This is a genomic window from Cryobacterium sp. Y57, from assembly GCF_002929505.1.
Taxonomy (GTDB): domain Bacteria; phylum Actinomycetota; class Actinomycetes; order Actinomycetales; family Microbacteriaceae; genus Cryobacterium.
On sequence record NZ_PJJL01000065.1, the window covers coordinates 1 to 23,228 of the forward strand.

Here is a 23,228-nt window from a genome sequence, read left to right on the forward strand (position 1 = left end):
ATAGATACATTACGGTCCCACCACCCACCCGTCAAAACGCCCCCCACCCGGGCGTGTCGCACCACCAACATCCGCTCCCCTGACCAGAAGCCGGCCCGCGCCGGCCGCGCCTGGTCTCTGAGAGAGCTGGTTATGACTCGGGGGCGACGGCCACGAAGAGTTCGCTCACGGAGTTGTAGTACTGGTCGGTTCTGCCGTTGTGCGTCATGCCGATGCGTAGGCAGACGCGCTGCGAGGGGCGATTACTCGGAGTCGTGACGGCAACCACCCGGTCAAGTCCGGTTTTCCAGCCTTCAGCCAGTACAGCCGCTGCCGCTTCGGTCGCGTAGCCGTGGCGCCACGCGTTCGGGTGAAAGTGCCAGCCGATCTCGGTGTCCCCCGATGGCTCGAGCGGTGTCGCGACGCTCGATGCCGGGATGGACTTGAGCAGCAGGTTGCCGAAGATCTCGCCAGTGTCAGCATCCGTTACCGCCCTGATGGCATGAATGGGATGTTCCATGCCCTGCCAGCGCGTGATGACGGCGATCGCCTCGGCGCGCGAGGACATGACGCGCGGATGCAACCCTATGTGCTGTTGCACAGACCATAGCGAGTAGAGCCCGAAAACAAAGTCGGTGTCATCCAGAGTCCAGGGGCGCAGCAGCAGGCGTTCGGTTCGAAGAGTTTCCACGACGACATCTTGCCATCCTCACCTGACGCCCTGCGCAAACGACCCGCCCTGGACAACGTCTAGTACACCTCCGGGAGGGGTATTCGTGGGGGCTGCGCGTTAGAACCGAGCCGGCAGCGGCTGACTGCGCCGCTGAGAACGCACTACTCGACGAAAACGCCCGCGAGTGTTTTCTTGCCGCGACGTAAAACCGCTACTCCCCCGGGAAGCACCGATCCTTCAACGGTCAGGTCGACACTGGTAACCTTCTCATTGTTCAGGTACACCCCACCCTGTTGCACGGCCCGTCGGGCGTCACCGATGCTCTTCGAGAGTTCGGTGTCGACGAGCAGTTGCAGCACCGTGGTGTGCGGCGACGTCGTGGTGTGTGGAAGTTCGCGCAGGGCGGCCTCGAGGGTATCGGGATCCAGTTCGGCGAGGTCGCCCTGGCCGAATAGCGCCTCAGCGGCATGGATGGCAGCATCCGTTGCCGCGTGCCCATGCACGAGGCTGGTCACGTCGAGGGCGAGCCGACGCTGCGCTTCACGCCGGAACGGTTCGGTTTCGACGAGCTCGGCGAATCGCTCGATTTCGGCTCGGGAGAGGAATGTGAAGACCTTGAGCCGAAAGATCACGTCGGCATCGTCGGTGTTGAGCCAGAACTGGTAGAACGCGTAGGGGCTGGTGAGGTTCGGGTCGAGCCACACGGCATTTCCCTCGCTCTTGCCGAACTTGGTTCCGTCGCTGTTGGTGATGAGCGGGGTGCCGATGGCGTGCACCGTGCCGCTTTCGGCGCGACGGATGAGGTCGGTTCCGCTGGTGAGGTTGCCCCACTGGTCGCTGCCACCGGTTTGCAGCACACAGCCGTAGCTGCGGAACAGCTCGAGGTAATCCAGGCCCTGGAGTATCTGATAGCTGAACTCGGTGTAGCTGATTCCCGCGTCGGAATTGAGACGCGCGCTGACGGCATCTTTCTTGAGCATGGTGCCCACACGGTAGTACTTGCCGATTTCGCGTAAGAAATCGATGGCGCTCAATGGCGCGGTCCAGTCCAGGTTGTTCACGAGCGTGACGGCGTTGTCGCCCTCCGAACTGAGAAACCGCGACACCTGTGCCTGCAGGTAACCGACCCATTCTGCGACGGTGTCGGTGGGGGTGAGCGTGCGCTCGGCTGTGGGGCGCGGGTCGCCGATGAGGCCGGTCGAGCCTCCGACCAGGCCCAGCGGGCGGTGTCCCGCCAGTTGTAGGCGCCGCATCAGCAGTAACTGCACCAGGTTGCCGAGGTGCAGGCTCGCCGCGGTCGGGTCGAATCCGCAGTAGTACGTGATCGGGTCACCATCGAGCAGAGCCTTCAGCTCGGTCGCGTCGGTGGAGACGTGAACGAGGCCGCGCCAGTTGATCTCCTCCCACACCGAGTCGAAGGAGGAATCATTGGTCTGCTGGGCGAGAATGGTGGGGTCTGACACGCGCTTTAGATTATCACCCGGGCCAGCTCTCCGAAGTACCCGCAGCATCCGTTCTTTCGCCGCAGTAATTTAGGTTAGAGACTATAGTCGACTAGATTTAGCCTGTGGACTAAACTAGACTGAATGCAGGACGGAGCCTCAGACCATGTTTGTCGTCACCGCCGACCAGATCGGCAGCCGGAACGATCACGATCGCGCGCGCGAGATGATCGCACAGCTCGTGGCACAGAACCCCGACGCGTTCGGCCTGCCGCCCGACCAAACCGCCGGCGATGAGATTCAGTTACTCCTATCGACGGCCCGGCCCACGCTCGACGCGATTCTCGCCCTGCATCGTTCCGGCCATTGGAGTGTCGGGCTCGGTGTCGGGACCGTGCGTGCTCCCCTACCCGCATCGACCAGACAGGCCACCGGCGGCGCCTTCATCGCGGCCCGCGACGCCGTGCTGCGCGCGAAGAGAACCGAAGCACACTTTGCTCTCGAGGTCGATCCGACGCATGCCGACTCTCCCGGCATCGAGGCGCTCTTCACCATGATCCTGCTGCTGCGTCAACGTCGAACCCGCCAAGGCTGGCAGGCCGGCGACCTGTTCGAACGCGGCCTGGCCCAAACCGATATCGCTGCCGAGCTCAAAATCACGACCGGTGCCGTAAGCCAACGGCTCAAAGCGGCGCAGTACCGGGTTGAGCAGGCGGCGCGGCCGGCGTTGGTTAAACTGCTGGAGCAGCTCGATCATCGCCCGAATGAAACGGATAATTCCGCATGACCTTCACCGTCCTTATATTTCTCTATTGGGTCGTCCTGCTCCTGGTCACGCTCGCGTCGCTCACCTGCGCCGCGATCGCCTTCAAACTGCACCGGCAGCTCTTCGCGATCTGGGCCATGGCCGGTCTCGTCGTTGCCCTCGTGCTCGCAGCGGTGCCCGTTGGCACCGGCCCGACCGCCTTCGGAATCGTGATCGGCATGCTCGCCCTTGCCCTCGCCGTGATCGGGGGCGGCCCGATCGCTGTGCTGGCGCTCGATCTCGCCACCAACAACTCGGTACCGCCGGGCCAGCACGGCGGAATCATGGTGCTGAACGCCGGCAAACCAGCCCCGACCATGGCGGGGGTCAGCGACCCCGAGACGCACGAGGTGCTGCGCGGCGGGGTGACCATCGGCATCCTGGAACGCCTCGCCGTGGCCGGCGCGATCCTGGCCGGTTTTCCCGAAGCGATCGCCGTGGTCGTCGCCATCAAGGGCGTGGGCCGCTTCACGGAGCTGGCCGCGGCCGAATCGCGCGAGCGGTTCATCATCGGCACCCTGTCAAGCCTCACCTGGGCGTGCGCGTGCGCCGCCCTCGTGCCGATGGCGCTCGCCTAGCGTGCCGGTTTAGCTCTTCACCGTCACAGGTTCGCGCCGCCGATACGGTCTGCGTTACCGGCTCAGGACGGCCGTCAGGTCGCGTACGCGGGCCACGAGGTGGGCACGCTGTTCGGCGACGCGCACCGGAGCGGTGCCGCCGGCGCCATCGCGACTCTCGACCGATCCGCGGATGGTGAGCACTTCGCGCACCTGGGGAACGAGGTGCGGCGAGATCAAGAGCAACGCCTCGTCGTCGACTTCGTGCAGGTCGAGTCCGTTGATCTCAGCGAACTTCACCAAAGAACCGGTGATTTCGTGCGCGTCACGGAACGACACATGGCGTTTGACCAGCCACTCCGCGACATCCGTGGCGAGGGAAAAACCCTGCGGAGCGAGCTCGGCCATGCGTTCGGTGTGAAAAGTGAGGGTGGCGACCATGCCGGTGAAAGCGGGCAGCAGCACTTCGAGGGTGTTGATCGAGTCGAGAACCGGTTCCTTGTCTTCCTGCAGATCGCGGTTGTAGGCGAGCGGCAGACCCTTGAGGGTGGTGAGCAGCCCGGTGAGGTTGCCGATCATGCGGCCGGACTTGCCGCGAGCGAGCTCGGCGATGTCGGGATTCTTCTTCTGCGGCATGATCGACGAGCCGGTCGAGTAGGCGTCGTCGAGGGTGACGAAACCGAATTCGCGGGTGTTCCAGAGAATGATCTCCTCGGCCAGCCGCGACATGTCGATGCCGATTTGGGCGGTGATGTAGGCGAATTCAGCGACCAGGTCGCGGCTCGCGGTGCCGTCGATGGAGTTCTCGACCACGGCGGCGAAGCCGAGGTCGGCGGCGACGAGATGCGCGTCGAGACCGAGGGTGTTTCCGGCGAGGGCGCCGGAACCGTAGGGGGACGCATCCGCTCGCCGGCCCCAGTCCGCGAAGCGGTCCAGGTCACGCACGAGCGGCCAGCAGTGCGCCAGCAGGTGGTGCGCGAGCAGCACCGGTTGGGCGTGCTGCAGATGGGTGCGGCCGGGCATGATGGCGCTTTCGTGCGCTTCGGCCTGAGCGGCAAGGCCATCAATGAGTTCGATGACGAGCGAGGCGAGGATGGCGGCGTGGTCGCGCAGCCACATGCGCACGAGCGTTGCGACCTGGTCGTTGCGGCTGCGGCCAGCGCGGAGCTTGCCCCCGATCTCGACGCCGATGATACCGATCAGGCCCCGCTCCAGCGCCGAGTGCACGTCTTCGTCGGCGTCGGCGGGGAGAAATTCGCCGGCGATGACGGCGCGCTCGAGTTCTTCGAGCGCGCCGACCATCTGGGTGAGTTCGGTGTCGGTGAGATACCCGGCGGCGGCCAGGGCCCGTGCGTGCGCGCGGCTGCCCTGCAGGTCGTATTCGGCCAGCATCCAGTCGAACTGGGTGGACTTGCTCACCCGCGCCAGTTCCGGCGACGGTCCCCCGGCGAAACGGCCGCCCCAAAGGGCGCCCGCCGCTCCGGCGCGGTTCGCGTTGTTCTCACTCGACACGCGGGCGCCCTACTTGCTGGTCGCGTCGCGGCGGGCCGCGATCTTGCTCGGCAACGACCACAGCTCGATGAATCCCTTGGCCATGGACTGGTCGAAGGAGTCGCCGGTGTCGTAGGTGGCGAGATTGAAGTCGTACAGGCTCGTCGTGCTGGAGCGACCGGTGACGACGGCGGTGCCGGCGTGCAACTTCAAGCGAATGTCGCCCGTCACGTGCTTCTGAGTGTCCTCGATGAACACGTCGAGGCTCTTCTTCAAACCCGAGAACCAGAGACCGTCGTAGACGAGCTCAGCCCACTTGCTCTCAACGCCCCGCTTGTAGCGGGCGACGTCACGTTCCACGGTCATGTTCTCGAGTTCTTCGTGCGCAGCAATCAGTGCGATGCCGGCCGGAGCCTCATAGATCTCACGGCTCTTGATGCCGACGAGGCGGTCCTCGACGATGTCGATGCGGCCGACCCCCTGGTCGCCAGCGAGACGGTTCATCAACTGGATCATCTGCAGTGGGGTGACCTTCTTGCCGTCAATGGCAACGGGGACCCCCTGCTCGAAGGAGATGACAACCTCGGTGGGGGCGCGAGTGACCGAGGGGTCCAGGGTGTAGGTGTAGAGATCTTCGATCGGCGCGTTCCACGGGTCTTCGAGGAATCCGGTCTCGACGGCGCGACCCCAGACGTTTTGGTCCACCGAGTACGGGCTCTTCTTGGACTGCATGATGGGCAGGTCGTGCTTGGCGGCGTACTCGATGGCTTTGTCGCGGGTCAGGGCGAAGTCTCGCACCGGGGCGAGCGAGGTCAGGTCGGGGGCGAGGGCCGCGACGGCCGCTTCGAACCGAACCTGGTCGTTGCCCTTGCCGGTGCATCCGTGGGCGACGCTGTCGGCACCGAGCTCCTTGGCGGTGGAGGCCAGGTACTTGGCGATCAGCGGCCGGCTGATGGCCGAAACGAGCGGGTAGCGCTTCTGATACAGGGCGTTCGCCTTGAGCGTCGGCACGATGTAGTCGTTGGCGAACTCGTCTTTCGCGTCGATGACGATGGATTCGACGGCGCCGCAGTCGAGGGCGCGCTGACGGATCACGTCCATGTCTTCGCCCTCCTGACCGACGTCGACGGCGAGGGCTACGACCTCTTTACCGGTGGCATCCTTGAGCCAGCCGATGCCGACCGAGGTATCCAGTCCGCCCGAGTATGCGAGTACAACGCGTTCCGCCATGCTTCTCCCTAAATCTTGATCTGTCTAAAGTTTACGTTGTGAGCTCCGGTCGCCCGCCCGCCTGCCCTCCCTGCACTGCGGCCCGGGCCCAGGCCCCGTCCGTGGGCCCAGTTTATAAACTGGGCCCCGGGCCCGGGCCCAGGCCCCGTCCAGAAGGCGAGAGCCAGACGGTCAGGCCGCGTTTTGCGCGAGCAGCCAGACCAACAGGGCTTTTTGGGCGTGCAGGCGGTTCTCGGCCTCGTCCCAGATGATGCTCTGCGGCCCGTCGATGACATCGGCGGTCACCTCGTAGCCGCGGTNTTTTTGGGCGTGCAGGCGGTTCTCGGCCTCGTCCCAGATGATGCTCTGCGGCCCGTCGATGACATCGGCGGTCACCTCGTAGCCGCGGTCTGCCGGCAGGCAGTGCATGAAGTGGGCGCCCGGCTTCGCCAGGCCCATCAGCGAAGCGTCGACCCGGTACTGACCGAGGTCGCCGAGCCGGGTGGCCTTCTCGTCTTCCTTGCCCATCGACACCCAGGTGTCGGTGATGACCACGTCGACGCCGATGACGGCTTCGCGCGGGTCGGTGAACCGGGCCACCGAGCCGCCGGTGCGGGCGGCGATGGCCGTCGCATCCGCTACCACCTGGTCAGTCGGGGTGTAGCCGGCCGGTGACGCGATGCGCACGTGCATGCCGGCAGTCGCTCCCGCGAGTAGATAGGACTGCCCCATGTTGCAGGCACCGTCACCGAGAAAGGCGAGGGTCTGGCCGGCGAGGTCGCCGCGGTGTTCGCGCAGGGTGAGCAGGTCGGCGAGCAGCTGGCAGGGGTGAAAGTCGTCGCTGAGCGCGTTGATGACGGGCACGGTCGTGCCGAGCGCCATTTCCTCGAGTCCGGCCTGGCCGTAGGTGCGCCAGACGATCGCGGCGACCTGGCGTTCGAGCACGCGGGCCGTGTCGGAGGCGGTCTCCTTGCCACCGAGCTGACTGTTCGCGGTGCTGATGATGAGGGGGCTGCCGCCGAGGTCGGCGATGCCGACCGCGAAAGACACCCGGGTGCGCGTGGAGGACTTGTCGAAAATGACCGCGACGGTCTGCGGGCCAGCGAGCGGGCGCACCGCGAAGCGGTCTCGCTTCAGCTCCAGGGCCAGATCGAGAATCTCGGCCTGTTCGGCCGGGGAGATGTCGTCGTCGCGCAGGAAATGGCGGGTCACGGTGTCACTTTCGGTTGTTAAGTAGCGGGTGAGCGGATGCCGCTCCTCCCGGTTGGTAGTCCCGCGCCGGTGCGACACCCGCGCAAAGTGGGATTCGTCCAGCCTAGAGGCTGGCCAGTGCTCGCCCGAACCGTTCTTGGAAGTCGGCCAGTTCGGCGTCCCCCACGATCAGGGGTGGGGCGATACGAATGCTGGTCTCGTTGGCGGCGTTGACGATGAGGCCCTGGGCCAGCGCGGCCGCGCCGAGCTTCAAGGCGACCGGTTCGGTCAGGCCGACGCCGAGTAGCAGGCCGCGCCCGCGCACTTCATCGATCAGCGGCGAGTGGAAGCCGAGAATGATCTCGCGCAGCTGCTGGCCCCGCACAACGGCGTTGGCGGCCAGGTCATCGCGTTCAATCACGCCGAGCACGGCGTTGGCGGTCGCGGTAACGAGCGGGTTGCCGGCGAAGGTCGAGCCGTGCTGGCCGCGACGGAACAGCTCGGAGGCCCAACCGAAGGTGACGAGCGCGCCAATCGGGACACCGCCACCCATCCCCTTGGCGATGGTGACGGCATCCGGCAGTATTTCAGCGTAGTTGTAGGCGAACCAGGCGCCGGTGCGGGCGATGCCGGTCTGGATTTCGTCGAGGATCAGGAGGACGCCGTGCTCGGTGCACAGCTCACGGGCACGCTTGAGGTACCCCTCCGGCAGGTCGATGACGCCCGCCTCACCTTTGACCGGTTCGAGGAACAGGGCGGCGACAGTGTTGTCGATGGTGGCTTCGAGGGCCTTGATCGTGCTGTCAATGTGTTCGACACCACCGGGCACGGGCTCGAACGCCTCGCGCATGTTCGGCTTGCCCGACAGGGCGAGCGCACCCATGGTGCGGCCGTGGAAGGAATCGTGCAGCGCGATGATGCGGCTGCGGTGTCCTTGGTTGTTGAGCCTGGCCAGTTTGAACGCTGCCTCGTTGGCCTCGGCACCGGAATTGCAGAAGTAGACGCGGCCCGTTTCACCGGCGCCGGTGATGCGTTTGAGGCGTTCGGCCAGTTCAATCTGCGGCGGCGTGGCGAAATAGTTGGAGACGTGGCTGATCGTGCCGATCTGCTTGGTGACGGCAGCGACGACCGCAGGGTGTGCGTGACCGAGCGAATTCACGGCGATGCCGGCGAGAAAGTCGAGGTACTGCGTGCCATTCTCGTCCCAGACATAGCAGCCCTCACCGCGCACAAGCATGGCCAGTGGCGGGCTGAACGTGCGCATCATCGAATCGGCGAACCGATCCTGCCAAGAATCTTCAGTCATGCCGGTACTACCTCCGTGCCGATGCCGCTTCCAGTGAAAATTTCGAGCAGGATCGAGTGCGGCACTCGCCCGTCTATGATCGCAGCCTTGGCGACGCCACCGTCGACGGCATCGAGGCAGGCCGTCATCTTGGGAATCATCCCCGATTCCAGGTCGGGCAGCAAACCGCGTAATTCGGGCACATCGATGATCGACACGAGCGAATCCCGGTTGGGCCAATCGCGGTAGAGTCCGGCGACGTCGGTGAGAATCACGAGCTTGGCTGCGCCGAGCGCGATAGCGAGTGCAGCAGCAGCAGCGTCGGCGTTGACGTTGAGGGACTGGCCCGGAACATCCGCATCGGGAGCGATCGACGAGACCACCGGTATGCGGCCAGCTGCCAGCTGGGCGAGTACTGCTTCGGGGTCGACGCCGATGACATCGCCGACGAGCCCGAGATCGACCTCCTCGCCGTCGATGACCACGCCGCGCCGGCGCCCACGAAACAGGCCGGCGTCTTCACCGGAGAGTCCCGCGGCGAGGGGACCGTGCTGGTTGATGTGACTGACCAGGTCGCGATTGATCTGGCCGGTGAGTACCATGCGCACCACGTCCATCGCTTCGGGCGTGGTCACTCGGTAGCCGCCACGAAACTCGCTCTCGATGCCGAGGCGCGCCAGCATGGCGGAGATCTGCGGGCCGCCGCCGTGTACGACGACCGGTCGGATGCCCGCGTATCGCAGGTAGACCATGTCTTCGGCGAACGAGCGCTGCAGCTCTTCGCTCACCATGGCGTTGCCGCCGAACTTCACGACGATGATCTGGTCGTGAAAGCGCTTGAGCCACGGCAGCGCTTCGATCAGCGTTGCCGCCTTAACGGATGCTTCGGCCTGGCTGGTCTCGGCGTTAGTTCTCGGTGTTTCGGTCATGATCAGCTCGAGTACGCGCTGTTCTCTTCGACATAGTCGTGGGTGAGGTCGTTGGTCCACAGGGTGGCCGTTGCACTACCGGCATGCAGGTCGATGAGCACAGTCACGCCGCGGCCCGACAGGTCGACGAGCTCGCGCGGCTGGTCGGGCTCGCCCGCGGTACACACCTGAACGCCGTTGATGGCGACATCGATGCCGTACGGCTCGAAGGCGGCGGCGGCGACCGGCACCGTTCCGACGGCGGCAAGCACACGGCCCCAGTTCGGGTCGTTGCCGAAGATGGCTGACTTGAACAGGTTGCTGCGCGAGACAGCACGGGCCACGGTCACTGCCTCGTCGTCGGAGACCGCATTGGTGACGGTGATCGCCACGTCGTGCGCGGCGCCCTCGGCGTCTCCCTGTAACTGCAAGACGAGGTCGCGGCAGATTTCGATGAGGGCGATGTTGAATTCGGATTTGTCGGCAGCGACGCCGCTCGCCCCGGAACAGAGCAGGCTCACGGTGTCATTGGTCGACATGCAGCCGTCGGAGTCGAGGCGGTCAAAGGTGACCCGGGTCGCCGCGCGAAGCGCCGTGTCGAGGTCGGCCGAGTCGAGCACGGCGTCGGTCGTGATGACTACGAGCATCGTGGCCAGGCCCGGAGCGAGCATGCCGGCGCCCTTGGCCATGGCGCCAATGCTCCAACCGGCGGCAGAGGTGTGCGCGGCCTCCTTCGGACGGGTGTCGGTAGTCATGATCGCCTGCGCGGCCAGGAGGCCGGCGGCTGGGGTGGTTGCGGCATCCATCTTGATATGGAGGGTGGCATCCCAGACTCCCGCGGTGACGAGGTCGAGGTCGAGTTGTTCACCGATCAGGCCGGTGGAGCAGACCAAAACGTCGCCGGAGGAGATGTCGAGGCGGGTCGCGACGGCTTCGGCGGTGGCATGGGTGGTCTGGAAACCGATGCTGCCGGTATAGCAGTTGGCGCCCCCGGAGTTGAGCACGATGGCGCTGACGCGGCCGTCGCTCATGACCTGGGTGCTCCAGATGACGGGGTTGGCCTGGCAGCGGTTGCTCGTGAAGACGGTGGCGGCGTTCTGCAGCGGGCCGAGGTTGTGCACGAGGGCGAGATCGAGCCCGCCGGACTTTTTCAGGCCGGCCGAGACGCCGGAAGCAGCGAAACCGGCGGGATGGGTGACACTCACGGAGCAACTCCATTCATGGTCAGACCGAGCGTTTCGGTCAGACCGAGGGCAATGTTGGCAGATTGGATGGCAGCGCCGGCGGTGCCCTTGACAAGATTGTCGATGGCGGTGATCGTGACGACGCGGCCGGCTGCCTCGTCGACGGCCAGTCCGATCAGAGCGGTGTTGGCGCCGAGAACGTCAGCCGTGCGCGGAAAATGTCCCGCAGGTAGCACGTGCACAAACGGTTCGTCGGCGTAGGCGCTCTCCCAGGCAGCGCGCACGGCGGCAGCGCTCGTGCCGGGTACCAGCCGGGCGGTCGCCGTGGCGAGGATACCGCGCGACATGGGTACGATCACCGGCGTGAACGAGATCGTCGCGTCTCGTGCCGACGCGGTGCTTTTGGCCCAGCGGAGCGCCTGAACGATCTCGGGAATATGCCGATGAGTGCCGCCGACCGCATAAGGGTTGGCCGAACCTAGGATCTCGGCAGCGAGGTTGGGCAACTTGAGACTCTTGCCGGCGCCACTCGGGCCGACGGCGAGTACGGCAACGAGGTCCTGCGCTTCGATCACTCCCGCGTGGATGCCGGGGGCCAGGGCGAGCGCGACAGTGCTGGCGTTGCAGCCGGGCGCGGCGATGCGGCGTGCTGCAACAATTCTGTCGCGCTGTTTGCCGGTGGCCGTGACCAGTTCGGGCACCCCATAGGTCCACGAACCGAAGTAGTCACCGCCGTAAAACGCCGCCCAGTCGTCGGGGTTGTCGAGGCGGTGGTCCGCGCCGCAGTCCACCACGAGCGTGTCATTGGGCAGATGCGCCGTCAGCTCACCGGACTTTCCGTGCGGCAGGGCTACGAAGACGACGTCGTGACCGCTGAGATTTTCCGGGGTGGTGTCGACGAGGGTCAGGTGGGCGAGCGAACGCAGCTGAGGCTGCACATCGACCAGGCGCTGTCCGGCGTTGCTGTGGGCGGTGACTGTGCGCACCTCGAATTCGGGGTGACCGGAAAGCAGGCGCAGCAGTTCGCCGCCCGCATACCCGCTCGCACCCGCCACTGCCACCGAAAAGACCATGTGTTAAACCTAGCGCGGCCCTGGCGGCCCGATCTCCGCGCTCGCGCGGGGCGTCACGCGTGCGGCGGGCATCCGCTTGCCGTCGCTGCCCTCGGCGTGGTTCACGGCACCCCTAGTGGTTCACGGCACCCCTGGTGATTCACGGCACCCCTGGTGATTCACGGCACCCCTAGTGGTTCACGGCACCCCTTACGGGAGGTGCCGGCTTCCCTAGCGAGTGCCACCACGACGGATGCCGTGCCCCGGCCCCCAGACGCGACTCGCGGCACGCGTTGGAGTTCGCGGCACCCCTACCACCAAGTGCCTGCATCCGAAACGAGTGCCACGACGGTCGGAGCATCGCACTCTGCACAGTGCCTGCTCGTGCCGAGTTCCCCACAGATGTTGTGCCAAACAAGGATCGGCTCCCGTTCCGCGGCAGGGTGGGGAAATGTTGGAGGCCTTGGAAACGCAGGATGCGCTCGGCGACGGCCTCATCACGGCTGAGGCCCTTCGTGCGGCCGGTATGAATGCGCACGCCGTGGACATACTGGTGAGACGGGGCGAACTCCGGCGTCTCCGACGCGGTTGGTACGCCCTCGGCGCGAAGTGGCAGGCGGTTGGTCCCGACGGGCAATACCGCCTGTTCGCGCGTGCCACTGCTGGCGCGGCCAAACAATCACTGGTGCTTTCGCACCATTCGGCCGCGGCCATGCATGGACTGCCGCTGATTGGCGCCTGGCCCGTCACTGTGCATGCCCTCGTCCCCGACGCCCATGGCGGCAGCAGTCACCGGCTCGTCACCACGCATCGCGCCGTCGCCGAGCCGAAGGCAACACTCATCGCCGGTGTCGCGGTGACCAGCCTCGCCCGTACTCTTGTCGATATCGCTGCCGGGTGCAGTTTTCTCACCGGAGTGACAATGATCGACCACGTGCTCCATCAGGAGAGCAGGCGGGTAGTGCCCGGCGCGGGGAATCCGGGCGTTCCGGCGATCACGAAGGCGGTGCTCTTTGCGGAACTGGACGCGGTGCGCCCCCGGACAGGGCGCCAGGCTGCCGAGCGCGCCATCACGTTTGCCGACGAACTCTCGGCCAACGCCGGCGAGTCGCTCAGCAGAGTGCGCTTTGAGGAACTGAAGTTTCAGATTCCCGAACTGCAGGTGCGATTTGACGTCGCTGGCCGCTCGTACTTCGTGGACTACTTCTGGCGGGGTGTGCGCAAGATCGGAGAGTTTGACGGGCACACCAAGTACACCCGCGCGGCGGTCATGAATGGGATGGACGTGGTGGGGGTGGTCGTGGCCGAGAAGGATCGGGAGAGCACGCTGCGCCCCTTTGTGACCAGTTTCAACCGCTGGGGCTGGAACCTGGCCCTCAATGACGTCGAGTTCTACCGGTTCCTCTGCGAAAAGGGTGTTCCCCGCGCCCGCTGACGCTGCACCCTGCGTTCGTGGCACGTGGGGACTCGTCGCACCCGTCGGGACTCGCAGCACTCGTTATAGTTCGCAGCAGCCGTCGGGACTCGCAGCATCCGTTGGAAGGAGTGCCTGCGTCCCCAACGAGTGCCACCACAAGCGGATCCCGCGCGGACACCTGACGGAAACAGCCCACGGCACTCGTTACAGTTCGCGGCACCCCGGGCACCGAGTGCCCGCGTCCCGAATGAGTTCCCTGGCCAGCGGATGCCGCGGGCCCCTAGCGTCCGCTGGTCGCGGCACGCAAGCCCCGGCATCCGCTGGTCGCGGCACGCAAGCCCCGGCGGGCTATTCGCGCAGGGCCGCCCCAAAGCGATCCGCAGCAAGGGCAACCCCGGACAGGCGGGCAGCGCTCGCTTCGGCGGCGGTCAGCGTACGTCCCTCGCCGCGAAAACGCAGTCCGAAGGTGAGCGACTTCTGGCCGGACTCGACTCCAGCACCGCGGTAGTCGTCGACCAGGTCGATACTCTCGAGCAGGTCGCCCGCACCCTCCGCGACGACCGCGCACAGGGCGGCAGCCGGCACCGAGACCGAGACGACGAGCGAAAGATCCTGCGTCGCGGCGGGCATCGTGCGGATCGGCGTGACCGTCACGTCACCGTCGGCCTGCGCGAAGACGAGCCCGAGGTTGATCTCGGCAACGGCCACGACAGCCGGAAGGTCATAGTCGTCGGCGACTGTGGGGAGCAGTTCTCCGGCGAATCCCACCGACACGGTCGAGACCGGTTCAGTCGAAGCCGGCACGGTCGCAGCCGGCACGGTCGAGACCGGCACCGTCGAAGCCGACACAGGCGAAGCCTGCACGGTGACGAACAGCTCGGCGGTGCGGCCCGGGTGCATCGCCGGGTGCTGGCCTTGGCGTACTTCGATGCGCACTCCGGTAGCCAATGCCACCTGCTGCACAGCGGCCAACGCGGACTGCCAGCCGGCTCCAACGGCAGGCTGTCCGGGTTGGTGCCGCACGTCATTGCCGACGCTAACGATCCCGACCATGAGTGGCTGCGGAACAATTCCCGCGTTCAGGGCCGCTTCAGCCTCGGCGCTCGGGCGCGCGGCGCCGGCCGGGAGCACTGCCATGCCGTATGTCACACCGGTCTCGGGCCGAAAGACCAGTCCCTGCTCGTAGATGGCCACGTCGACCAGTCCGCGTGACCGGTTGCGGTGCGCGATCTGCAACAGGCCCGGCAGCATCGAGGTGCGCAGAAACGGTGCCTCACTGTCGAGCGGATTAGCGACCTTGATCTGCGGCACCGACATCGGCACCGAAGTCGGCACAGCGGATGCCGCATCCGCCGTACTCGCGCCGGCGGACACGGCGGGTGAAACGGTCACGCCGAACGCGTTGTTCGCCCGCTCGGAAACGAACGGGTAGGTCAAGACTTCGGTGTGACCGGTGGCTGCCAGGGTCTGCGCGACAGTACGGCGCAAAGTCTGCATGCGGGTCAGTCCACGGCCGGGCGGCGCGACGGGCAGCACCGAGGGAATGCGGTCATAGCCGACGATGCGGGCGACCTCTTCGGCGAGGGTCCACTTATCCGTCAGGTCGGGGCGCCAACTCGGCGGGGTGACCTGCAGGTCGCCGTCGGATTCGATCAACGAGGCACCGACGTCGACGAGCGCATCGCGCACCTCGTCGCCGGTGTAGGCGAGGCCGATGAGACCAGAGACGAACCCGGTCGGCAGCAGAATCGGCTGGGGCACCGGAGCTTCGTCGTAGACCGAACCGAGATCGTCGGCGACTCCCCCCGCCAGGTCCACGAGCAGCTGTACCACGCGTTCGGCAGCGACAGCGGCCACGCGCGGGTCGACGCCGCGTTCGAACCGCTTGCTTGCCTCGCTCGGCAGCTTGTGACGGCGGGCCGACCGCGCGATCGACACCGGATCGAAGTTGGCGGCCTCGACGAGCACGTTGACCGTCTGCGCACTGATCTCGGTGCTTGCCCCGCCCATGACACCGGCCAAGCCGATCGGCCCGGATTCATCAGTGATCAGCAAATCTTCAACGTCGAGCGTGCGGGTGACCGCGTCGAGCGTGGTGAATTTCTCCCCGGCGGTCGCTCGCCGCACGATGATGCCGCCGGTCAGCTTGTCCAGGTCGTAGCCGTGCAACGGCTGGCCGAGCTCGAACATCACATAGTTGGTCACGTCAACGACGAGCGAAATCGAGCGGATGCCGACCAGCCCCAGTCGCGCGATCATCCAAGCCGGGGTCGGCCGGGTCGGGTCGACGCCGCGCACGACGCGGGTGACGAACACGCTTGCTCCGGTTCGGTCCCGAATCGGAGCCTGGTCGTCGACGGTCACGGGGAACCGGGTGACCGGGGCCACAACCGTCGGTGCCAGCGCAGGGTCCCGAAACGGCACGCCGGTGGCATGCGAGTATTCGCGGGCGACGCCTCGAATGGAGAAGGCGTAGCCGCGATCGGGGGTGACGTTGATCTCGACGGCGCTGTCATCGAGGCCGAGCAGGGGGATCGCATCCGTTCCGACCGGAGCATCGATGCCGAGCGAAGCCAGCAGCAGAATTCCGTCGTGCTCGTCGCCGAGCCCGAGTTCACGGGCCGAGGCGATCATGCCGTCGGAGACGTGGCCGTAGGTCTTGCGCGCCGCAATGGGAAAGGGGCCCGGAAGCGAAGCACCGGGCAGGGTCACGACGACCTTGTCGCCGACGGCGAAGTTGTGGGCGCCACAGATGATGCCGTGGATGGCGGGGCCGCCGTCAGCGGCAAGCTCGTCTCCCGGCGCAACGCGCACCTGGCACCAGTTGATGGTCTTACCGTTGGTCTGCTCTTCACCGACGAAGTCGAGCACCTCGCCGACCACGATCGGGCCGGACACGTCGAAGCGGTGGATATCTTCTTCTTCGAGGCCGACGCTCACGAGGGCAGCATGGACGTCTTCCGGCGTGGTGCCGGGGGCGAGGTCGACGAATTCGCCGAGCCAGGAAAGTGGTACCCGCATCAGACCGTCATCCCATACTGCTGGCTGAACCGAATATCGCCTTCGACCATGTCGCGCATGTCCTTTACGTCATTTCTAAACATCACTGCTCGTTCCACGCCCACCCCGAATGCGAATCCGGAGTAGACCTCGGGGTCGATGCCGGCCGAGCGAAGCACGTTGGCGTGCACCATGCCGCAGCCGCCCCACTCGATCCAGCGTGCGCCATCCTTGAAAGTCGGGTGCCAGACGTCGAGCTCCGCGCTCGGTTCGGTGAATGGAAAGTAGTTCGGGCGCAGGCGCACCTTGGCGTCTGGACCGAACAGGGCCTGCACGAAGTGGTCGAGCGTGCCGCGCAGGTTGGCCATGGTGAGGCCCTTGTCGATGGCGATTCCCTCGATCTGGTGAAAGACCGGCGTGTGGGTCGCGTCGAGTTCGTCGGTGCGAAAAACCCGTCCGGGCGCGACCACGTAGACCGGCAGCTCGCGCGAGAGCAACGCGCGCAGCTGCACGGGTGAGGTTTGCGTGCGCAGAACGAGGTGGGCATCCGTCGGTTCGACGAAGAAGGTGTCCTGCATGGCGCGGGCCGGGTGGTCCTCGTCGAAGTTGAGCCCGTCGAAGTTGAACCATTCGTTTTCCAGCTCCGGGCCTTCGGCGACCTCCCAGCCCATGGCCACGAAGACATCGGCGGCGCGCTCGCTGAGCAGCGAGATCGGATGCCGCGCCCCCGGTTTCCAGGTTGACGCTGCGGCGGTGACGTCTACCGTTTCGGCGAGCAGGCGGGCGGCGGCTTCAGCGCTGCCAATGTCATTTTCGCGAGCGGTCAACGCCTTGGTGACGGCGCCGCGGGCTTGGCCAACGAGCTTGCCGGCAGCGGCCTTCTGGTTGCCGGGCACGCTGCGCATCAAGGCGTTGAGCTTCGACAGCGGTGAGGACTCCCCCGCGTGTTCGCTGCGCACGAGCCTGAGGGCGGCGGTCGTGTCGGCGGTGGCAATGGCGGTCAGCGCCGCGTCAACCGCGGCATTGACGGCAGCTTCCGAGATCAACGGTTCGGCCGCACCGGATGCGATGGCGTCAGCGGGATCGGATGGCGTGGTGGGCTCTGGGGGAACGCTGGGAACAGACACAAGGCCCAAGTTTAGTGCGTGCAACGGGCCCGCTTACCCGGGACGGCCGCGCGGGCCGGAACGGGCATCCGCTCGCCTAAGCGGCTTCGTTGACGAGTTGCTGCGCCCTGATGTTCTTGGCAGGACCACGCTTGGTGCGCACCTCGATGAACTTTGCAAGGCCCGCCAAAAGCAGGCAGAGCGAGATGTAGATGGCTGCGACGACGATGGTAGACGGGATGATCGGCGACCCGAGTTGCACCTGTGTGCCGTAGGACTTAGCCAGATACAACAGCTCCTGGAAGGTGACGATGAAGCCGAGGGCAGTGTCCTTGAGCACGACAACGAGCTGCGACACGATCACCGGAGCCATGGCACGCAAGGCCTGAGGCAGCAGGATCATGCGCATGACCTGGGTCTTGGTCATTCCGATCGCGTAGGCGGCCTCGGCCTGGCCCTTCGGCAGCGATTCGATGCCGGCGCGAAACACTTCCGACAGCACGGAACCGTTGTACAGCGTGAGCCCTGTCACGACGGCGATGAAGGGAGTGACGAAGGTGTAGCCGAGCGGCGGAAGGCCGTAGTACATGATCATGATCAGGATCAGTAGCGGAACAGCGCGGAACAACTCAACGAAAATATACGTTGGCGTGCTGATCCATTTATGCTTCGAGACCCGGCCGACCATGAGCAGCAGCCCGAGGGTCAGGCTGAGCACGGCGGCTAAGCCGAATGCTTTCAGCGTGGCGAGAGTAGCTTCGACGATCTTGCCCTGCGCGTAAGGAACGGTAAAGATGTTCCATTTTTGTGCGGTGAACTGGTCCGTCGCAATGAAGCGATACAAGATGAAACCAAAGATTGCGAGCACGACGAGCAGTGTGACCGCACCGATGTAGCGGTGGCGTACGCGAGCGCGGGGGCCGGGAGCGTCAAACAGCACGTTACTCATCGCAGCACCTTCAAACGGTTTTCCAGCATCCGCTGAACAAAGGACAGAACGGCCACGAGCAGGATGAAGAACAAGGCCACCCAGAGCAGCACGACGATAGCGGGTTCGCCACGTTCGGAGAGGCTCGCACGAATGTACCCGGCCTCGGCGACGGAGAAACCCGCAGCGACCGTGGTGTTCTTGAGCAGCGCGATGAACACGCTCATCATGGGCGGAATCACTGCGCGAAACGCCTGTGGCATCAAAATGTGCGACATGCTCTGGCCGAAGGTGAGCCCGATCGCACGGGCGGCTTCCGCCTGACCCAGCGGAACCGTGTTGATGCCAGCGCGGAGCGTCTCGGCGACGTAGGTGGCGGTATAGAGCCCCAACGCGAAGATCGCCAACGTGGTGTAGCTGACGTTGGGAAGGTCAAGTTTGGGGTAGCCAAAGGCGAAGAAGAACATGAGCAAGGTCAGCGGAGTGTTGCGCACAAGGTTGACGTAGCCGGTGCCGACCCAGCGCATGGGGGCGACCGGGGAAACACGCATGGCGCCGACGATGGTTCCAAGAATCAGGGCGAAGAGGGCGGACCAGAGGAACACCTGCAGCGTCAAAGTGAACCCGTCGACGAAGACGTCGAGGTTATTGAGCAGTGTGTCCATAGGCCGAACCTCTCCTTTCGTTCTTGATGGTGGTGACTGTCAGCTCGGGTCGGCGGCGGCGAGTATGTCGCCACCGACCGTCGCTCGGGGTGCTTAGTACGCGTCGACCGCAGGCTGCTCGACGACGGTGCCCGAGAGACCCAGGGTTTCGTCGTAGATGGCCTGCCAGCTGCTGTTGCCGTTGGTGAACGTGTCATTGATGAAGGCGCGGAGGGCGTCGTCACCCTTGGGAAGGCCGACACCGTAGTTTTCGACCGAGAACGGTTCGCCGACAACCTTGAGGTTGTCGGGATCCTGAGAGGCGTAGCCGATCAGGATGGCTTGGTCGGTCGTGACCGCGTCGGTCTGGCCATCCTTCAGCGCTTCAACGCACTGCGAGTAGGTATCGAAGGAATTGGTCTTCGTGTCAGGGAAGTTGGCCGTGATGTTCTGTAACGGCGTCGAGCCGGTAGCCGAACAGACGGTCTTGCCGGCCAGGTCGTTCTCGCTCTTGATCGAATCGTCGCCAGCGGCGACCAAAAGACCCTGACCCGTGATGAAGTACGGTCCAGCGAAGTCGATCTGTTCCTTGCGCTTGTCCGTGATCGAGTAGGTCCCGACGTAGTAGTCGATGTCGCCGTTGACGATGGCGGACTCGCGGTTCGCGCTCGGAATAGCCTTGTACTCGATCTTGTCCTGGGCAAACCCGAGCGAGGCGGCAACCCACTGGGCGATCTCGATGTCGAAACCGGTGCGTTCCCCGGTCGTGGCATCGAGGAAGCCGAGGCCGGGCTGGTCCTCTTTGACACCGATGACGACCTTGTCGGCCGACTTCATGGCGTCGTAGGTAGGGCTGCCGGTCAGGGACACGTCGGTGGCGACCTCGAAAGCGCCACCGGCGGCGGGAGCTTCGGACGATCCGGTGCCTGCAGTGTCGCCGCTGGCGCATCCGGCCAGAAGCAGTGCCGCCGTGGCTGCTGTGGCCAGGAGACTGAGTTTCTTGCGCATTGTGATTCCTTTTCTGGTTGGGAAGGGAGGTGTCGGGATAAGTTGTGGCAACCCTGTGGCTGGTGAATCTGCTCGAGTGAGCGTCCGTCGGATTAGTGGTCGAGAATTTTGGACAGAAAGTCTTGCGCGCGCGCGCTCTGCGGGTTCGTGAAAAACTCCTCGGGTGAGGTCTCCTCCACTATCTCGCCCTCCGCCATAAAGATGACGCGGTCCGCAGCCTTGCGGGCGAAGCCCATCTCGTGGGTGACGACGATCATCGTCATACCCTCGTTGGCGAGGTCGACCATGACCTCGAGCACCTCGTTGATCATTTCCGGGTCGAGAGCGCTGGTGGGCTCGTCGAGCAGGATGAGCTTCGGTTCCATGGCTAGCGCCCGGGCGATTGCCACGCGCTGCTGCTGCCCACCGGACAGTTGGCCCGGCATCTTCTTGGCCTGGTTGGCCACGCCGACGCGCTCGAGCAGGGCCATGGCCTTCTTCTCGGCATCCGCTTTCGACAGGCCGCGCACCTTGATTGGACCAAGAGTGACGTTGTCGAGCACGGTCTTGTGGGCGAACAGGTTGAACGCCTGAAAGACCATTCCGACGTCAGCGCGCAGCGTGGCCAGGGCGCGGCCCTCTTCCGGCAACTTCACACCGTCGATGGTGATCACACCGTCATCGATGGTCTCGAGGCGGTTGATCGCCCGACACAGGGTGGATTTGCCCGACCCACTCGGACCAATCACCACCACAACTTCGCCGCGGTTGACCACGGCATTGATGTTCTTGAGAACGTGCAGTTCTCCGTAGTGCTTGTTGATGTCTTTAACGACGACGAGCGGTTCGCCCCGACGAACGGTGATGTTCGAGGTGGCCGGGGACGAATCTGTGGGCTCCATACTCCCTAACTTAGGACAGAACGCGTGTCTGGACATGCCAAATGCCCGGACAGCAACGCATTTGTAACAGTCCGGGCATCGCGTATCTGTGCTACGCAAGAGGTCAGGCGCGCTGGGCGAATGCGCTCTCATACAGGCACACGGATGCCGCGGTCGCGAGGTTCATCGACTCGGCTTCGCCGTAGATCGGAACGCTCACGCTGCGGTCGACTCGGGCCAGGTCTTCGTCGGTCAGGCCGCGCGCTTCGTTGCCGAATAGCCACACGGTCGGAGCTGCAAGCAAGCCCTCGTTGCGGGCGGTCAGCAGGTCGGAACCCTTGATGTCGGCGGCAAAGAGCTGCAGCCCGGCCGCCCGGGCACGGTCGAGTACGTCGGAGAGGTCGGCCGCGATAGCGACGGGCAGATGAAAGATGGAGCCGGTGGAGGAACGGATGACCTTGGGGTTGTACAGGTCGACGCTGCGACCGGTGAGGATGACGGCGTCCGCGCCCGCGGCATCCGCTGCCCGAATGATGGTGCCGGCGTTGCCGGGATCGCGCACCTCTTCGAGGATGGCGACGAGCTTGGGCTCGGCATTGAAGATTTTCTTTACCGAGGTGGGGAACTGGTGACAGACCGCCACGAAGCCCTGCGGGGTGACCGTGTCGGCCATAGCCTCGAGCACCTCTTCGGAGACGAACTCCACCTCGACCTGGGCAGCGACCGCTTTCTGGGCTAGATCGGTGTAGCGATCGAGCGCGGTGGGCGTCGCGAACAACTCCACGACGAGCTCTGGGCGAAAGGTGAGCGCTTCGGAAACGGCCTGCGGGCCTTCGAGCAGAAAAAGACCGGACTCGAGGCGCGCGTCGCGCTTGGCAAGTTTTGCGACGGAACGGACGCGCGGTAAACGTGGATTATCAAGCATGATCTTGAGTTTAGTTGCACAAGGTTTACTTACAGAAAAAGGAGCGGACGACCACGTCGCCCGCTCCTCACTGTTCAATTCACAACTGCCGATCTTTCACCACATTCACGCCCAGGAGGCAGCTGATGGTGAACCGATCGGGGTAACGCCCTACGCCGTGACGGCGACCTTCGGTGCCGAGGTGTCGACGGGAAGGGCAGCCTTGGCGCTCTCGACGAGGGCGGCGAACGTCGCTGCCTCGTTGACGGCCAGGTCGGCGAGGATACGACGGTCAACCTCGATGCCAGCCAGGCCGAGGCCCTGGATCAGACGGTTGTAGGTGAGGCCGTTGACGCGCGACGCAGCGTTGATCCGCTGGATCCACAGGCGACGGAAGTCGCCCTTGCGTGCACGACGGTCACGGTAGCTATAGGTGAAGGAGTGAGTGAGCTGTTCCTTCGCCTTGGTGACCAGGCGTGAACGCTGACCGCGGTAGCCCTTGGCGCGTTCGAGAATAACGCGGCGACTCTTGTGGGCGTTTACGGCCCTCTTTACTCTTGCCATTTTTTACAAATCCTTATTCGTTACGGGCCTACTATTAGGGCCTGGTTTACAGACCGAGAAGCTTCTTGATGGTCTTCTGATCCGACTTAGCCAGCACCTGGTCCTGGTTCAAACGGGACTTGCGCTGCGTGCTCTTGACCTCGAGGTTGTGTCGAAGTCCGGCCTGCTGCTTCATGATCTTTCCGCTTCCGGTGACCTTGAAACGCTTCTTGGTTCCGGAGTGGGTCTTCATCTTAGGCATGTGGTTCCTCCTGTTTCGCTGCCTTATCGGCAACCTTGTCTGCCTTATCGGCGACCTTGTCTGCCTTCTCGGCAGCCTTGTGGGCGTTGATCTCAGCCTTGGCTTCTGACTTGTTCTTCAACGGGCCAATCACCATGACCATGTTTCGACCGTCGATCATCGGAGTAGATTCCACGGAACCGTACTCGGCGACATCCTCGGCAAATTTTTGGAGCAGTCGTACGCCCTGATCGGGGCGGGACTGTTCACGGCCACGAAAGAGAATCATGGCCTTGACCTTGTCACCGCTCTTCAGGAAGCCTTCGGCGCGTTTGCGCTTGGTCTCATAGTCGTGCGTATCGATCTTGAGACGGAAACGAACCTCCTTGAGGATCGTGTTCGCCTGGTTGCGCCTGGCCTCCTTGGCCTTCTGCGCAGCCTCGTACTTGAACTTGCCGTAGTCCATGATCTTGGCCACGGGCGGCTTGGCTTCAGGTGCAACTTCGACGAGATCGAGGTCGGCATCCTGTGCCAGGCGCAGGGCAACATCAATCGCCACGACCCCGACCTGCTCGCCGTTGGGACCAACGAGACGAACTTCGGGGACGCGTATACGGTCATTTGTACGGGGATCGCTGATGCGTCTCTCCTCTTGGTTAACTTCGTGATCACAACCAGTCAGCGGATGCTGATTGGGGACGAAGGAGGAAAATCACGCGCTTTTCATGCCAACTCTGTCGTTGACCTGTTTCACACGACACCCTGTCTACCCTCGCTTTGTCACCTTCTTGAAGGAGGTGA

The 23,228-nt window shown here is 64.6% G+C and carries 22 protein-coding genes; 3 read left to right on the top strand and 19 right to left on the bottom strand.

Annotation, left to right across the window (positions count from 1 at the left end):
* Nucleotides 1-130: 130 nt before the first annotated feature.
* Both CXY72_RS08180 and tyrS read right to left on the bottom strand, forming a co-directional pair.
* A complete protein-coding gene (locus CXY72_RS08180) occupies nt 131-670 on the bottom strand; it encodes a GNAT family N-acetyltransferase (RefSeq protein ID WP_104127204.1) in 540 nt (179 codons plus the stop codon).
* A gap of 143 nt (nt 671-813) precedes the next feature.
* On the bottom strand, nt 814-2,115 hold the full coding sequence (gene tyrS, locus CXY72_RS08185; protein ID WP_370446237.1) for a tyrosine--tRNA ligase: 1,302 nt from the start codon (nt 2,113-2,115) through the stop codon (nt 814-816).
* A gap of 145 nt (nt 2,116-2,260) precedes the next feature.
* Here tyrS and CXY72_RS08190 point away from each other — a divergent pair, with 145 nt between their 5' ends.
* A complete protein-coding gene (locus tag CXY72_RS08190) occupies nt 2,261-2,881 on the top strand; it encodes a DNA-binding protein (RefSeq protein ID WP_104127206.1) in 621 nt (206 codons plus the stop codon).
* The gene (locus CXY72_RS08195) at nt 2,878-3,477 is read left to right on the top strand and encodes a hypothetical protein (RefSeq protein WP_104127207.1); all 600 of its coding nucleotides are present in this window, start codon (nt 2,878-2,880) and stop codon (nt 3,475-3,477) included. Before CXY72_RS08190 ends, CXY72_RS08195 begins: the two co-directional genes overlap by 4 nt.
* 54 nt (nt 3,478-3,531) lie before the next feature.
* Here CXY72_RS08195 and argH read toward each other — a convergent pair whose 3' ends face one another.
* The 7 genes from argH to argC form a co-directional block, all read right to left on the bottom strand.
* On the bottom strand, nt 3,532-4,968 hold the full coding sequence (gene argH / locus CXY72_RS08200; RefSeq protein WP_104127208.1) for an argininosuccinate lyase: 1,437 nt from the start codon (nt 4,966-4,968) through the stop codon (nt 3,532-3,534).
* Between the two features lie 9 nt (nt 4,969-4,977).
* Nucleotides 4,978-6,177, bottom strand: coding sequence for an argininosuccinate synthase (locus tag CXY72_RS08205; RefSeq protein ID WP_104127209.1), 1,200 nt, complete (start codon nt 6,175-6,177; stop codon nt 4,978-4,980).
* Nucleotides 6,178-6,348: 171 nt separating this feature from the next.
* A complete protein-coding gene (gene argF / locus CXY72_RS08210; RefSeq protein ID WP_104127210.1) occupies nt 6,349-7,368 on the bottom strand; it encodes an ornithine carbamoyltransferase in 1,020 nt (339 codons plus the stop codon).
* A 103-nt stretch (nt 7,369-7,471) separates the two neighbouring features.
* Nucleotides 7,472-8,653: an acetylornithine transaminase gene (locus tag CXY72_RS08215; protein ID WP_104127211.1), complete on the bottom strand. Its 1,182-nt coding sequence runs from the start codon at nt 8,651-8,653 to the stop codon at nt 7,472-7,474.
* Nucleotides 8,650-9,561: an acetylglutamate kinase gene (gene argB, locus CXY72_RS08220; protein ID WP_104127212.1), complete on the bottom strand. Its 912-nt coding sequence runs from the start codon at nt 9,559-9,561 to the stop codon at nt 8,650-8,652. Before argB ends, CXY72_RS08215 begins: the two co-directional genes overlap by 4 nt.
* Before the next feature lie 2 nt (nt 9,562-9,563).
* A complete protein-coding gene (argJ, locus tag CXY72_RS08225) occupies nt 9,564-10,745 on the bottom strand; it encodes a bifunctional glutamate N-acetyltransferase/amino-acid acetyltransferase ArgJ (RefSeq protein ID WP_104127213.1) in 1,182 nt (393 codons plus the stop codon).
* Nucleotides 10,742-11,797 (bottom strand): N-acetyl-gamma-glutamyl-phosphate reductase, encoded by a 1,056-nt coding sequence (gene argC / locus CXY72_RS08230; RefSeq protein WP_104127214.1) that lies wholly within the window; start codon nt 11,795-11,797, stop codon nt 10,742-10,744. Before argC ends, argJ begins: the two co-directional genes overlap by 4 nt.
* A 430-nt stretch (nt 11,798-12,227) precedes the next feature.
* Between argC and CXY72_RS08235 the strand changes: the two genes are divergently transcribed.
* The gene (locus CXY72_RS08235; RefSeq protein ID WP_104127215.1) at nt 12,228-13,211 is read left to right on the top strand and encodes a type IV toxin-antitoxin system AbiEi family antitoxin domain-containing protein; all 984 of its coding nucleotides are present in this window, start codon (nt 12,228-12,230) and stop codon (nt 13,209-13,211) included.
* Between the two features lie 330 nt (nt 13,212-13,541).
* Here CXY72_RS08235 and pheT read toward each other — a convergent pair whose 3' ends face one another.
* The 10 genes from pheT to infC form a co-directional block, all read right to left on the bottom strand.
* Nucleotides 13,542-16,214, bottom strand: a complete 2,673-nt coding sequence (pheT, locus tag CXY72_RS08240) for a phenylalanine--tRNA ligase subunit beta (RefSeq protein ID WP_104127216.1) — start codon at nt 16,212-16,214, stop codon at nt 13,542-13,544.
* Complete coding sequence (gene pheS, locus CXY72_RS08245; RefSeq protein WP_104127332.1) at nt 16,214-17,263, bottom strand: phenylalanine--tRNA ligase subunit alpha; 1,050 nt, start codon at nt 17,261-17,263, stop codon at nt 16,214-16,216. The genes pheT and pheS overlap by 1 nt, the downstream gene beginning before the upstream one ends.
* A 133-nt stretch (nt 17,264-17,396) precedes the next feature.
* The gene (locus CXY72_RS08250) at nt 17,397-18,248 is read right to left on the bottom strand and encodes an amino acid ABC transporter permease (RefSeq protein WP_104127217.1); all 852 of its coding nucleotides are present in this window, start codon (nt 18,246-18,248) and stop codon (nt 17,397-17,399) included.
* Nucleotides 18,245-18,892 carry an amino acid ABC transporter permease gene (locus tag CXY72_RS08255; RefSeq protein ID WP_104127218.1) on the bottom strand — a complete coding sequence of 216 codons (648 nt, stop codon included), beginning with the start codon at nt 18,890-18,892 and terminating at the stop codon, nt 18,245-18,247. The genes CXY72_RS08250 and CXY72_RS08255 overlap by 4 nt, the downstream gene beginning before the upstream one ends.
* 93 nt (nt 18,893-18,985) lie before the next feature.
* Nucleotides 18,986-19,879 (bottom strand): glutamate ABC transporter substrate-binding protein, encoded by an 894-nt coding sequence (locus CXY72_RS08260; RefSeq protein ID WP_104127219.1) that lies wholly within the window; start codon nt 19,877-19,879, stop codon nt 18,986-18,988.
* Between the two features lie 92 nt (nt 19,880-19,971).
* Nucleotides 19,972-20,760 carry an amino acid ABC transporter ATP-binding protein gene (locus CXY72_RS08265; RefSeq protein ID WP_104127220.1) on the bottom strand — a complete coding sequence of 263 codons (789 nt, stop codon included), beginning with the start codon at nt 20,758-20,760 and terminating at the stop codon, nt 19,972-19,974.
* A 103-nt stretch (nt 20,761-20,863) separates the two neighbouring features.
* Nucleotides 20,864-21,664 carry an RNA methyltransferase gene (locus CXY72_RS08270; RefSeq protein WP_104127221.1) on the bottom strand — a complete coding sequence of 267 codons (801 nt, stop codon included), beginning with the start codon at nt 21,662-21,664 and terminating at the stop codon, nt 20,864-20,866.
* 150 nt (nt 21,665-21,814) lie between these two features.
* Nucleotides 21,815-22,207, bottom strand: coding sequence for a 50S ribosomal protein L20 (gene rplT / locus CXY72_RS08275; protein WP_104127222.1), 393 nt, complete (start codon nt 22,205-22,207; stop codon nt 21,815-21,817).
* A gap of 46 nt (nt 22,208-22,253) precedes the next feature.
* Nucleotides 22,254-22,448: a 50S ribosomal protein L35 gene (gene rpmI / locus CXY72_RS08280; protein ID WP_092111710.1), complete on the bottom strand. Its 195-nt coding sequence runs from the start codon at nt 22,446-22,448 to the stop codon at nt 22,254-22,256.
* Entirely contained in the window at nt 22,441-23,067 is a 627-nt protein-coding gene (infC, locus tag CXY72_RS08285) for a translation initiation factor IF-3 (RefSeq protein WP_104127223.1), read from the bottom strand. Before infC ends, rpmI begins: the two co-directional genes overlap by 8 nt.
* Between the last annotated feature and the right edge of the window lie 161 nt (nt 23,068-23,228).